Origin of the sequence: Pseudomonas sp. YuFO20 (genome assembly GCF_035064975.1) — a bacterium.
Classification (GTDB): domain Bacteria; phylum Pseudomonadota; class Gammaproteobacteria; order Pseudomonadales; family Pseudomonadaceae; genus Aquipseudomonas; species Aquipseudomonas putida_AE.
On record NZ_JAXDEO010000015.1, the window covers coordinates 72,343 to 85,372 of the forward strand.

The 13,030-nt window shown below is 60.4% G+C and carries 12 protein-coding genes; 6 read left to right on the top strand and 6 right to left on the bottom strand.

Annotated features, from left to right (window positions below):
- Positions 1-27: 27 nt before the first annotated feature.
- Complete coding sequence (locus SOP85_RS10740; protein ID WP_323626931.1) at positions 28-681, top strand: HAD family hydrolase; 654 nt, start codon at positions 28-30, stop codon at positions 679-681.
- A gap of 96 nt (positions 682-777) precedes the next feature.
- Here the strand turns inward: SOP85_RS10740 and SOP85_RS10745 are convergent, their stop codons facing one another.
- The gene (locus tag SOP85_RS10745; protein WP_274073030.1) at positions 778-1,740 is read right to left on the bottom strand and encodes an NAD(P)H-quinone oxidoreductase; all 963 of its coding nucleotides are present in this window, start codon (positions 1,738-1,740) and stop codon (positions 778-780) included.
- A 138-nt stretch (positions 1,741-1,878) separates the two neighbouring features.
- Between SOP85_RS10745 and SOP85_RS10750 the strand changes: the two genes are divergently transcribed.
- The 3 genes from SOP85_RS10750 to SOP85_RS10760 all read left to right on the top strand — a co-directional run bounded on the left by SOP85_RS10750 (position 1,879) and on the right by SOP85_RS10760 (position 6,738).
- Positions 1,879-3,960, top strand: a complete 2,082-nt coding sequence (locus SOP85_RS10750) for a carboxy terminal-processing peptidase (RefSeq protein ID WP_274073029.1) — start codon at positions 1,879-1,881, stop codon at positions 3,958-3,960.
- A 131-nt stretch (positions 3,961-4,091) separates the two neighbouring features.
- On the top strand, positions 4,092-5,867 hold the full coding sequence (locus SOP85_RS10755; RefSeq protein WP_323626932.1) for a bifunctional diguanylate cyclase/phosphodiesterase: 1,776 nt from the start codon (positions 4,092-4,094) through the stop codon (positions 5,865-5,867).
- Between the two features lie 196 nt (positions 5,868-6,063).
- Positions 6,064-6,738: a DUF3313 domain-containing protein gene (locus tag SOP85_RS10760; protein ID WP_274073027.1), complete on the top strand. Its 675-nt coding sequence runs from the start codon at positions 6,064-6,066 to the stop codon at positions 6,736-6,738.
- 378 nt (positions 6,739-7,116) lie between these two features.
- Here the strand turns inward: SOP85_RS10760 and SOP85_RS10765 are convergent, their stop codons facing one another.
- The 5 genes from SOP85_RS10765 to SOP85_RS10785 form a co-directional block, all read right to left on the bottom strand.
- Entirely contained in the window at positions 7,117-7,524 is a 408-nt protein-coding gene (locus SOP85_RS10765) for a sel1 repeat family protein (protein ID WP_323626933.1), read from the bottom strand.
- Positions 7,525-7,896: a hypothetical protein gene (locus SOP85_RS10770; protein WP_003223109.1), complete on the bottom strand. Its 372-nt coding sequence runs from the start codon at positions 7,894-7,896 to the stop codon at positions 7,525-7,527. It abuts the gene before it with no gap.
- Positions 7,893-8,234 (bottom strand): helix-turn-helix domain-containing protein, encoded by a 342-nt coding sequence (locus SOP85_RS10775; RefSeq protein WP_323607015.1) that lies wholly within the window; start codon positions 8,232-8,234, stop codon positions 7,893-7,895. Before SOP85_RS10775 ends, SOP85_RS10770 begins: the two co-directional genes overlap by 4 nt.
- Positions 8,235-8,348: 114 nt before the next feature.
- Positions 8,349-8,804 carry a YkvA family protein gene (locus SOP85_RS10780; RefSeq protein ID WP_274073023.1) on the bottom strand — a complete coding sequence of 152 codons (456 nt, stop codon included), beginning with the start codon at positions 8,802-8,804 and terminating at the stop codon, positions 8,349-8,351.
- Between the two features lie 291 nt (positions 8,805-9,095).
- Complete coding sequence (locus SOP85_RS10785) at positions 9,096-9,809, bottom strand: FKBP-type peptidyl-prolyl cis-trans isomerase (protein ID WP_008060887.1); 714 nt, start codon at positions 9,807-9,809, stop codon at positions 9,096-9,098.
- Between the two features lie 255 nt (positions 9,810-10,064).
- Between SOP85_RS10785 and SOP85_RS10790 the strand changes: the two genes are divergently transcribed.
- Positions 10,065-11,873, top strand: a complete 1,809-nt coding sequence (locus SOP85_RS10790; protein WP_323626934.1) for a di-heme-cytochrome C peroxidase — start codon at positions 10,065-10,067, stop codon at positions 11,871-11,873.
- Positions 11,870-13,012: a catalase family protein gene (locus SOP85_RS10795; protein ID WP_323626935.1), complete on the top strand. Its 1,143-nt coding sequence runs from the start codon at positions 11,870-11,872 to the stop codon at positions 13,010-13,012. The genes SOP85_RS10790 and SOP85_RS10795 overlap by 4 nt, the downstream gene beginning before the upstream one ends.
- Positions 13,013-13,030: the final 18 nt, after the last annotated feature.

The window sequence follows — 13,030 nt, forward strand, 5'->3', positions numbered from 1 at the left end:
GCTGACGTTGAAGAGAGAGTTGCACTGATGGCCCTGGCAATTTTTGATCTGGACGAAACCCTGATCCACGGCGACTGCGCCTCGTTGTGGAGTGAGCAAATGGTCCGCCTCGGCTGGGTCGACGGCGAATCCTTCCTGCGTCGCGACAAGGAACTGATGGACGCCTACGGCAGGGGGCACCTGGCCATGGAGGACTACATGGCCTTCAGCCTGGAACCCTTGATCGGCCGTACCCCCGCAGAAGTCGAGCACCTGGTCGGCCCGTGGGTGGAAGATTTCATCGAACCGATCATCTTCAGCGACGCCACCAAAACCATCGCCGCCCACCGCAAGGCCGGCGACCGGATCCTGGTGATTTCGGCCTCGGGCACGCATTTGGTGAGGCCGATTGCCGAACGTCTGGGCATCGACGAGATTCTCGGGATCGAGCTGGAAGTGGCGCACGGGGCCTATACCGGCAAGACCGTCGGTACGCTGACGTATCGCGAAGGCAAGATCACCCGGCTGCTGGAGTGGCTGGATGCGGAGGAGGAGAACCTGGAGGGCGCGAGTTTCTACTCCGACTCACGCAATGATTTGCCGTTGCTGCTGAAGGTGGATTTCCCCCATGTGGTCAATCCCGATCCGGTATTGCTCGAGCAGGCGCAAAAAGCCGGCTGGCCGATCCATAACTGGAAGTAAAAGCAAAAGATCGCAGCCTGCGGCAGCTCCTACAGGAGAATGCGATCCCCTGTAGAAGCTGCCGCAGGCTGCGATCTTTTCAGGCCCAACCCGATATCAGCTCAGGCTCTCGTCAATCACCAACACCAACTTCCCCGCCACCGTATTACTCGCCAGCTCCGCAAACGCCGCTTCGGCATCCTTGATCGGGAAGGCCTTTGCCAGCTGCGGGCTCAAGCGTTTATCGGCAAACAGCGGCCAGACATGCTGGCCCAGATCCCTGAACAGATCCGCCTTGAACTGATCGCTACGACTGCGCAGGGTCGAGCCCAGCAACTGCACGCGCTTGGCCAGCACCTGCGCCAGGTCCAGCTTCGCTTCACGCCCCCCCATCAAGCCGATCAGCACCCAACGGCCATCGGCCGCCATCAGTTTCAGGTTCAGCGCTGCGTAGTTGCCACCCACCGGGTCGAGGATGACGTCGAACGGCCCCAGGTCGCGCAGGCTGTCCAGGTCGTCAGTGCGCACCACGCCGCCCTGGGCGCCGAGCGCTTCACAGTAGGCCAGGCGCTCGGCAGAGCCGACACTGACCCAGCACGGATTGCCGAACGCCTTGCAAAGCTGAATGGCAGCTGAACCGATTCCACTTGCTCCGGCGTGCAACAGCACTTTTTCACCCGGCTTGAGTGCCGCCAGTTGAAACAGGTTCAGCCAGACGGTGGCATAGACTTCCGGCAGCGCGGCCGCTTCGGCCAGTGACATTTCGTCGGGAACCGGCAACACATGCCGCCCGTCGACCACCACCTCCTCGGCCATCCCGCCCCCGGCCAGCAAGGCGCAAACCCGATCGCCCACCTGCCAGGACGAGCCCGGGCCCACCTCGCTGATCACCCCGGAACACTCGAGCCCAAGCACTTGGCTGGCCCCCGGCGGTGGTGGATAAAGGCCTGCCTTCTGCAACAGATCGGCGCGATTGAGACCCGCTGCTGCCACTCGAATCCGAACTTGCCCCGCATCACACGCAGGACTGGGCTCTTCATCCCACACCACTTGACCGTCAACGCCTTGCAATGCTTTCACAGTGCCTCCATAGTGAGTCTGGACTGAGCCCGAAGCTGTAGCGCCGGGCTTTTTGCATTATGCGACCGGCCCATGTGGAACCGGCGACTTCAAAGACGGCCTAATATGCGTTATCAATTGTCCCCGCGTCGAATCAACATGAAGCGTTTGTTCCCCAGCACTGCCCTCGCCCTTTTCATCGGTATCGGCCTGTTGCCGATGTCCGGCAATACTTTCGCAGCCAATAGCTGGGACAAGCTTCAGCCCGACCGTGACGAAGTCATCGCCAGTCTGAATGTCGTGGAACTGCTCAAGCGCCACCACTACAGTAAGCCGCCGCTCGATGACGCGCGCTCGCTGATCATCTACGACAGCTACCTGAAACTGCTCGACCCGTCGCGCAGCTACTTCATGGCCAGCGACATCGCCGAATTCGACAAGTGGAAGACCCAGTTCGACGACTTCCTCAAGAGCGGCGACCTCAACGCCGGGTTCACCATCTACAAGCGCTACCTGGACCGCGTCAAGGCGCGTCTGGACTTTGCCCTTGCCGAGCTGAACAAGGGCGTCGACAAGATCGACTTCACCTCCAAGGAAACCTTGCTGGTCGACCGCAAGGATGCCCCTTGGCTGAAATCCACCGCGGAACTCGACGACCTGTGGCGCAAACGCGTCAAGGACGAAGTGCTGCGGCAGAAGATCGCCGGCAAGGACTCCAAGCAGATCCAGGAAACCCTGACCAAGCGCTACAAGAACCAGCTGGCGCGCCTGGGCCAGACCCGTGCGGAAGACATCTTCCAGGCGTACATCAACACCTTCGCCATGTCCTACGACCCGCATACCAACTACCTGTCGCCGGATAACGCGGAAAACTTCGACATCAACATGAGCCTGTCCCTCGAGGGCATCGGCGCCGTGTTGCAGAGCGATAACGACCAGGTGAAAATCGTGCGCCTGGTGCCGGCAGGCCCTGCCGACAAGACCAAGCAGGTCGCACCGGCCGACAAGATCATCGGCGTAGCCCAGGGCAACAAGGAAATGGTCGACGTGGTCGGCTGGCGCCTGGACGAAGTGGTCAAGCTGATCCGCGGTCCGAAAGGCACCATCGTGCGCCTGGAAGTGATCCCGGCCAGCAATGCACCGAACGACCAGACAAGCAAAGTCGTGCCGATCACCCGCGAAGCGGTGAAGCTTGAAGACCAGGCGGTGAAGAAGTCGGTCCTCAACCTCAAGCAGGACGGCAAGGACTACAAGCTCGGTGTCATCGAGATCCCGGCCTTCTACCTGGACTTCAAGGCCTTCCGTGCCGGCGATCCGGATTACAAGAGCACCACCCGCGACGTCAAGAAGCTGCTGACCGAGTTGCAGAAAGACAAGGTCGACGGCGTGGTCATCGACCTGCGCAACAATGGCGGTGGCTCCTTGCAGGAAGCTACCGAGCTGACCAGCCTGTTCATCGACAAGGGCCCTACCGTGCTCGTGCGTAACGCCGACGGCCGCGTCGATGTCCTCGAAGACGAAAACCCGGGTGCCTTCTACAAAGGCCCGATGGCGTTGCTGGTCAATCGCCTGTCCGCCTCGGCCTCGGAAATTTTCGCCGGTGCCATGCAGGACTACCATCGCGCGCTGATCATCGGCGGCCAGACCTTCGGCAAAGGCACCGTGCAGACCATCCAGCCGCTGAACCATGGCGAGCTCAAGCTGACACTGGCCAAGTTCTACCGGGTTTCCGGGCAGAGCACCCAACATCAGGGCGTACTGCCGGACATCGATTACCCGTCGATCATCGACACCAAGGAAATCGGCGAAAGCGCCCTGCCCGAAGCCATGCCGTGGGACACCATCAAGGCGGCGATCAAGCCTGCGCTCGACCCATTCAAACCGTACATCACCCAGCTCAAGTCCGAGCATGACGTACGCACGGCCAAGGACGCGGAGTTCGTGTTCATCCGCGACAAACTGGCCCTGGCGCAGAAACTGATGGCGGAAAAAACCGTCAGCCTCAATGAAGCCGAGCGTCGTGCCCAGCACGCCGATATCGAAGCCAAGCAGCTCGCCATGGAGAACATCCGTCGCAAGGCCAAGGGCGAAGAGCCGCTCAAGGAGCTGAAGAAAGAAGACGAAGACGCTATCGCGGCCGAGGACGACAAGACGAAGCCGGAAGACGATGCCTACCTGAGCGAAACCGGGCGCATCCTCCTGGATTACCTGAAGCTCAATACCGCGGTCGCCAAGCACTAAGCTGATGGCAATTTAATGCTGACGCTCCCCGGAGCGTCATCAAACAGTCATCATTCTGTCGTGAAATAACGGACCGGTAGCCCTCTTGCACCCAAGAGCGCTCCGGTCCTTTTTTTTCGCCAGAGATCGCCATGACCACAACCGAACAGCTGAGTGCCTTGAGTTCAATACTGGCTCAAAGCGGTTTGCACAGCCTGTTCCAACCCATCATCTGCCTCTCTGAACGACGCATCCTAGGCTACGAAGCCCTGAGCCGCGGCCCCTCCAACAGCCCGTTACACTCTCCTGTCGCCCTGTTCGCCGTCGCCCGCCAGGCGGGTCGCCTGAGCGAACTGGAAATCGCCTGCCGGCAGAGCGCTTGCCGGCGTTTCAACGAACAGAAGCTGCCCGGCAAACTGTTCCTCAACGTCTCCCCGGAATCATTGCTCGAAGCGGCCCACCAGCCGGGTCGGACCTTGCAGCTGCTGCAGGATTTCGGCATCGCACCGAACCAGGTGGTGATCGAACTCACCGAGCAGACCCCGACCGACGACTTCCAGCTGCTGCACACCGCCTTGCATCATTATCGGGCCATGGGCTTTTCCATTGCCCTGGACGACCTGGGCGCGGGTTACTCAAGCTTGCGCCTGTGGTCCGAACTGCGCCCCGACTACGTGAAAATCGACCGACACTTCATCGACGGCATCCACCAGGATGCCCTCAAGCGTGAATTCGTCGGCTCAATCCTGCAGATCGCCAAAGCCTCCCGGGCCCAAGTGATCGCCGAAGGCATCGAGTTGCCGGAGGAACTGGCGGTATTGACCGAAATGGGCATCGACCTGGTCCAGGGCTATCTCCTCTGCCGTCCCCAGGAGCATCCACCGCGCGATGCCCGCACCTTGATGCCCCGGCGCGACAGCAGCGCCGTGGTGCTGGGCGACGACGGCAGCGACCTCAGCGCCCTGCTCAACGACCAGCCCGCCGTGCCCCGCGACACCCCGACCGCCACCGTGCTCGAAGCCTTCCGCCGCCAAGCCAACCTGAACTCCCTGGCGGTGCTGGACGAGCACGACCAGCCCTGCGGCATCGTCCATCGGCACTCGCTCTCGGACGCCCTGCTCAAGCCGTTCGCCACCGACCTGTTCGCCCGCAAACCCATCAGCCGCCTGATGAGCGACGACTTCCTGGCCGTCGAGATCAGCCAGTCACTGCAACAGGTCAGCCGACTGATCACCAGCCGCGCCCGGCAACGCATCGAAGAAGACTTCATCATCACCCTCAACGGCCATTACCTGGGCCTGGGCCGGGTGATCGACGTGCTCAAGCTGATCACCGAACTGAAAATCCAGCAAGCACGCTACGCCAACCCCCTGACCCTGCTGCCGGGCAACGTGCCCATCCAGCAATGCCTCACACGCCTGCTGCAACAACAGCGCGAATCGATAATCTGCTACGTCGACATCGACAGCTTCAAACCCTTCAACGACATCTATGGCTACGGCCGTGGCGACGAAGTCCTGCTGTGCCTGGCGCAATGCCTGAACGACCGCATCGACCCCTCCCGCGACTTCGTCGGCCATATCGGCGGCGACGACTTCCTGCTGGTGCTGGGCCCGGACGATTGGCGTAAACGTTTAAACCAACTGCTCGACGACTTCCACAGCCAATGCCGACGCTTCTACCGCAGCGAACACCTGGAAGCCGGCTGCTTCACCGCCCCCAACCGCCAGGGCGTGCGCCAAGAGTTTCCCTTGTTGTCGCTGTCGATTGGGGTGGTGCATTTACACCCGGAGGCTTGTGGGCAGCTCGATGCGAGCCAGTTGGCGGAGATGGCTTCGCAGGCGAAGCATCATGCGAAGAATGTGCAGGGGTATAGCGTGCATGTGATTGATAGCATGGCGGGGACGGGGCGATTGCATTCGAACTGACCACCGATTTCATCGGTTCATCATGTGTCGCCTGGTTATTTACCCCCTCTCTCTACAAACCATGGAGAAATGAATCGGTTGCAGCGCCCCTACCTGACTATGCTGAATAACGGTCATTTTGATGTTCCGGCCAACGGCGAAATCTAGGACAGGCCTGCTTCAAGGGTCAATCCTGCTTATCAATACAGGACTCAACATGGATAAATCACGCTATTGGCTTTCTGGTTTGGTCATGAGCGCAATGATGCTCAATGGCTGCGCTTCCAAGGTCACTGAAGTAGACCAGTACTCTGGGTACCTGGATCGTTATGATGTTTTGCAGCCGTCGGTTTCTGCCACAGGCGCGTCGACACTGCGCTGGGTTTCCCCAGGCTTTAGTCCTGCGGCATTTGATACGGTGAACTTCGATGGGTTGGAATTGTTTCCTGCGCCCACGGCGACGGATCGCATAAACATGCAGGCATTCACGCAACTTCAACAGACGACCAACCAGGCTGTTGTTAGCGCATTGTCAAAGCGATACAGGGTATCCAATACCTTGCAGCCCCTGCCCCCCAATGCACGTCCTTTGGTCATGAGAGCTGCCATTACCGGCGTGAACGCCTCCAACGAAGGCATGAAGTGGTATGAAATCATTCCCGTAGCGGCAGTGGTAGGAGGCGTGGGTGCCGTCACCGGGCACCGCGATCAAGACACCGAGTTGTATGTAGAGGCAGTCTTGCTCGACCCGGCGACCAACGAACCGGTAGCCAGAGTCGTGCGCAAGGTATTTGGAAACAAACTGGAAAATGCTTCAACGCCAATCAAGGCTGAGGATTTTACGCAAGCAATCAATGGATTGGGCGCCGACTTGAGTGCGTTCGTTCATTAGTACTTAAAAAGTTTGCGCATCACGGCGGTGGTCGGGCAGGACCACCTGGCCGCTAGCTCCAGCAACACACTAGAAACGCCCACTCAGGCCAGAAACGTGAATACGGCAGCCTAGTCAGCCATCAGGTTTACATGGACTGATAAGGGGACGACTGATAAGTGATAAGGGGACGGATTTATTTTCCCATCCCTTTGTTGGAAAAATAAATCCGTCCCCTTTTTCGCCTTTTTCGCTTTTTCGCTTTTTCGTCCAGTTCACGAAGACCGCCACAACTTGAAGGAAATTTCCGAGGACCTTACCCAGAAAATTCGCCCAATAAAAAGCAACGAGGCACGAGGTTTCCCTCACGCCACCTGTGTGTATCGAAAAATAAACGAATTACTGCGAAGAACCGCCAGCATCCAACTCTTTAAGTTTGATCTCGGCCAACGGATGCCCGGCCTTGGCAGCCATCTCCCAGAACCGCGCCGCTTCCGCCGGGTCCGGCGCCTTGCTCGGGCTCCCAGCCAGGCTGATCACACCCACTTGGTAGGCTGCCTTGCCATCACCGGCCAATGCGGCCAGACGTAACAGGCGGACACCCTCTTCCCGCGCTCCGAAGCCGACGCCACGAAAGGTCAGGATGTGACCATAGAAACTCTGCGCGCCGACATCGCCCAGGTTCGCCATGCGTGCGAACTGCCCCTCCATCCAGCTCCAGCCGCGGGGCTGGCGCACGAACCAGGGCCAGTGGAACAACCGGCGGGCCAGCCAGTAGCCGGCCCGTGCCTTGAGCTTCAGGAACACTCAGGCCTCCGCCGATTCGGGGTACTCGTATTCGAACACGCGAACCACTTCCGAGGCGTGCCAGGAGGCGGCGGCGACGCCGTCGGAGGGGCCGGAGAAACGGCCCAGGCGCTCGACGCATTCAAAGAAACCGGTGCGTGGCAAGCGGCTGGCGCCCTGGCTGATCACCAACGAGCTGCGCAGTGGCTGTTCGGCCTTGGCGTCCAGTGCGGCCAGGTGTTCGAGCGCGGCGGTGAGGGTTTGCATGGCGGGCGTCGGCAGCTGCAAGCGCTCCAGCAAGGCGCGGTAGGTCAGGAGATGGCGCTGTCGGCGCGCCTGGTCCAGTTCGCCTAACAGACCGTCCCAATGTTGACGACTGATGCGTACGCTCACGATTCATCCCTCCACCCTGGCACCGTCAATTCCCAGGCCAGGCTGCGGCGAATCGCGGCGTCGGGCAGACGCTCGCCACTTTCGATCATGGCCAGGTATGACGGGCTGATGCCTACCGTGCGGGCCAGCGCCTCGATGGCGATGCCCTTCCCTTCGCGCAAACTGCGGAGTTGATCCAGACCTGGAAGAATGGGGTCCGGGGTGGTCGCGAGCGGCGCCGGGGCCGGACGCGACGGTGCTTCGTTGATGCCTGCTGCTTTGAGTAAAGCCTGATACTGAGCCCATGGCAGAACCGCATATTCGGGCTCGCCTTCGCGTGTAATTATCTGAATATCCATGACTACCCCGTAGGACAAAAACACTTAGCGAGTCGGCACTTTTCCCTAGAAGTGTAATCCTAACAGCCGCTAAGGTCGCGGGGGCTATCTATCTGCGGCGCAGACTGGACCAAATCAGGACTTTTTCGGTCCTTGAAGTTTCAGTTTCTCAGGGGTATCGGGCAGGCGCTCGACCACGGCGAGCTTTTCCGGCACCTGGCGTTTGCGCCAGGCGCGGAAGGCGTTGAGTTCATCGTCGAGGACTTTCATCAGCCAGGCCAGCACGGCGATGTCGTCGATCATGCCGAACAGCGGCAGAAAATCCGGAATGGCATCGACCGGGCTGAGAAAGTACATCAGGCCGGCGACGACCGAGATCAGTGCCTTGGGACTTATGGCGCGGTATTCACCGCGCCAATAGGCCAGGCACAGTGCCTGCAACAGGCGCAGATCGTCTTTGAGTTTGCCGAGCCGGTTGCCTTGGCTGGCACTTTTACTGGCCACCGCGAACAGCAAGGTCGGCAAGCGCCCACGGGCGAGCAGGCGTCCGGCCAGGGGCAGGAAACGAGCAAAATTCCAGGGTGCTTTCATGATGCCTCCGGCAAGAATGTTATCCACACAAATTGTGGATAACCTTGTGAACAGAGCCACTTTTCATGGCTGAAAGGCCCGTTTCATAAGGGCTTAACTCAGATCGGGCGTTTTTTGCCCATCTAAAAAATCCTAATATTTCATTGACTTGGAGGTCTGCCGAAGGTTAGGGCCGGCCCCCACACTGTCTATGACTTCAGCATGCGGCAACTGTTCGCTTTGTTTACCATGCAGCACCAGATGCAACAACGCCCCGCATGAGCGAGGCGTTGTTGTCAAAGCAGACGCGAATTACTTGGCGGCGTCTTCTTTTGCTGGATCCTTGATGGCCAGCAGTTCCAGGTCGAACACCAGTACCGAGTTGGCCGGGATCGCCGGGCTTGGGCTTTGCGCGCCGTAAGCCAGTTCGCTAGGAATGTACAGCTTGTACTTCTCGCCGACGTGCATCAGTTGCAGGCCTTCGACCCAACCCGGGATCACACCGCTGACCGGCAGATCGATCGGGCTGCCGCGCTCGACGGAGCTGTCGAAAACGGTGCCGTTGGTCAGCTTGCCGGTGTAGTGAACGGTCACTACGTCAGTCGGCTTAGGCTGGGCGCCATCAGCTTTCTTTTCCACTTCGTATTGCAGGCCGGAAGCGGTGGTCACGACGCCAGCTTTCTTGGCGTTTTCTTCGAGGAATTTCTTGCCGGCGGCTGCCGACTCTTCGCTCATCTTGGCCATGCGCTCTTCGGCACGCTTTTGCAGCGCGGCGAAGGCTTCGACCAATTCTTCATCCTTGAGCTTCTGCTCTTTCTTGCCGACCGCATCTTCGATGCCCTGGGCGACGGCTTTGGAGTCCAGATCGTCCATGCCTTCCTGAGCCAGGCTCTTGCCCATGTTCAGGCCAATTCCGTAGGAAGCTTTTTGCGCCGGGGTTTTCAGCTCTACGCTGGTTTGCGAGTCGCAACCCGCAAGTACCAGGCTAACCAGGGCCACCGCCGCCGCCAACCGATGCTGTTTCATGCTATTTCCTTGTTCATGCGCCTAAAGGGCAATCGAGTAAAGTCGCGAGCTTATCAGGCGGCCACGACCAATGGCTACCGGCATGAGAGCCACAAACTGGCGATAAGTTCAGGTGTTTAAACGCATTTGGACCTGCTGACGATGAAACTTCTGTCATCTTGCGTTCAGGGAGGCCGAACATATGGCGTAATGGCCTCTTGCCGCCTACGTGGGGCTGAGGCATAACGGAAGAAAAGATCGACAAGGATGGTCTACGTGCGCCTCTTGCTCCGTTTGTTGGGCCTGATTGTGGCCCTGGTGGCCCTCGCCCTGGCCGTGGTCCTGTACTACGTCGCCAACCCGAAACTGCCGCGCCACGCGGCCGCGCAACAGGTGCACTACCTGGATCAATGGAGCGCCGAAGAGCGCCAGCGCTACTATTTCACGCCCCAGGGGACCCAGGTCAAGGGTTTGCGCTACGACTGGTTCACCGCCCTGGAACTGCCCTTTTCGCAGCAACGATTCGCCGCCCCCGAGTACCTCGCACGCTTCGGTTTCCTGATCGATCCCGCGCAGAAAGCCACATCGGACAACCCCGGCAACCTGCCCGCGGGTTTCGCCCGGCATCAGAATCCGGGCAGTGCGGATACATTTCTGGATATTACCTGCGCTGCCTGTCATACCGGTGAGCTGCACCTGAAGGGTCAAGCCGTGCGTATCGACGGCGGCGCCGCGCAGCATGTGTTGCCCTCCAGCGTGCCCACCCTGCAAGGCGGCAGTTTCGGACAGGCCCTGGTGGCGAGCCTGGTGTCCACCTACTACAACCCATGGAAGTTTGAACGTTTCGCCCGCAAGGTCCTGGGCCCCGACTATGAGGCCGGCAAGCAGCCTCTGCGCGAGGCCTTCAAGGGCTCCCTCGATACCTTCCTCAAGGTGGCCTGGAACGACACCCATCGCGGGCTGTACCCGACCGAAGAAGGTCCCGGGCGCACCGATGCGTTCGGGCGCATTGCCAATGCCAGCTTCGGTGACGCCATTTCCCCGGCCAACTACCGCGTGGCCAACGCCCCCGTCGACTACCCACAGTTGTGGGACATGTGGACGTTCGACTGGGTGCAGTGGAATGGATCGGCGCAGCAGCCCATGGCGCGCAATATCGGCGAAGCCCTAGGCGTGGGCGCCACGCTGAACTTTTTCGATGGCAACGGGCAGCCACTCAAGGGCGACGATCGTTATCCCTCCAGCGTCCGGGTGCGTGACTTGCACCTGATCGAAGAAACCCTGCAACGACTCAAGCCGCCAGCCTGGCCGGAAGACTTGCTAGGCGTGATCGACAAACCGCTGGCCGCCAAAGGTCGCGTGCTGTTCACGCAGAACTGCGCCGGTTGCCACGTACCGCAGGTCATCCCCAGCGAGGGGCGGCCGGTGCAACAGCTGAAAATGCTGCCCGTGCACGTGATCGGCACCGACCCTGGCGCCGCCAACAATATCGCCGATCATCGCTTCGACCTGACGGCCTTGCGGTGGGACCCGGCCGAGCTGGCGCAACTGGACGTACAACTGCATCCCACCCCCAGCGAACCCCTGGACCTGAGCCAGCTGTCGGTCGCCAAGGGCCTGGCCTACGTCACCGCTTTCGTTGGCAACCGCGCCTATCGCGAGGCCGCCATCACGCCCGCCGAGCGCGCGGACATGGATGGCTTCGGCCTGCCGATCGGGGTCCAGGAATTGCGCGCCTACAAGGCCCGACCGCTGGCGGGCATCTGGGCGACGCCGCCCTTCCTGCACAACGGTTCGGTGCCGAGCATCTACCAATTGCTTTCGCCCCAGGACGAACGCGCCACGACCTTTTACAAAGGCACCTTCGAGTACGACCCGAGGCACCTGGGCTATCGCATCGAAGCCTTCGAAAATGGTTTTGTGTTCGACACGCGCATCACCGGTAATCACAACAGCGGCCATGAATTCCGCGCCGGCAAAAGAGGCAACGGCGTGATCGGGCGCTTGCTGCAACCCGAAGAGCGCTGGGCGTTGCTGGAGTATTTGAAAGTCCTGGGCGGCCCTCTGGAGACGCAATTGCCATGAAAATTCTGTGGATGCGCCTGGGCGCCTTTCTCGGCAAAACCCTGCTCTGGCTGCTCGGCCTGGGCTTGCTCGGCTGGGCAGTGGCCACGGCGTGGTTCGCCTGGCAACACCGTGGACCGGTCTCAAATCAGGAGCTGGTCCCCGCTGGTGAAGCCGCGATGACCCAGGCCATCATCCAGACCGCGGTGCGCATCGTCGACCAGCACCGCGAAAGCACCCGTTACCTGCGTGACGCCCATGCCAAGGCGCACGGCTGCGTGCATGCCGAAGTGCAGGTGTTGCCGGAACTGGCGGGCGAACTGCGTCAAGGTGTGTTCAGCGAACCCGGCAAGACTTGGCAAGCGACGATGCGCCTGTCCAATGGCAACGCTTACCCGCAATTCGACAGCATCCGTGATGCCCGGGGCATGGCGATCAAGCTGCACGATGTGCCGGACAAACAGCTACTCGGCGATCAAGCGGGCCGAGCTGAACAGGACTTCGTGATGTTCAGCCACCCGAACTTCTTTGTCAGCGATGTCGCCGAGTACCGTCAGAATGTGGCCGCCCAGGCGGACGGGAAGAAGGCCATGGCCTTCTTCCCGTCCTGGGACCCGCGCAGCTGGCAGGTGCGCCATCTGTTCATTGCCCTGGCGACACTCTCCCCTGCCCCGGAAAGCCCGACGCGCACGACCTACTTTTCGGTTTCGCCCTACAAGTTTGGCGAGGCCAATGCCAAGTTTCGCGTGATGCCCGACCCTGACAGCTGCCCGGCCTACACCCTGCCCGCGCAGAATCAGAAGTTGCCGAATTTCCTGCGCAGCGCACTGTACCAGCAGCTGTCGACCGATCGGATGCCCGCCTGCTTCGTCCTGCAGATCCAGCGCCAGGACGCGAGCAAGTACATGCCGATCGAAGACACCAGCATTGAATGGCAAGAGAGTGACGCGCCGTTCCAGACGGTAGCGCGGGTCAGGGTACCGGCCCAGGACTTCGACACGCCGGCGCAGAACCTGCAATGCGACAACCTGTCTTTCAACCCATGGTTCGGAATTGAAGCGCATCGCCCCATCGGCGGCATCAACCGCTTGCGCAAGGCCGTTTACGAGGCTGTCAGCGATTACCGTCACGACCGGAATGCCGGGGAAGACCGGCGCTAAACCCAAACGCCAGACAGC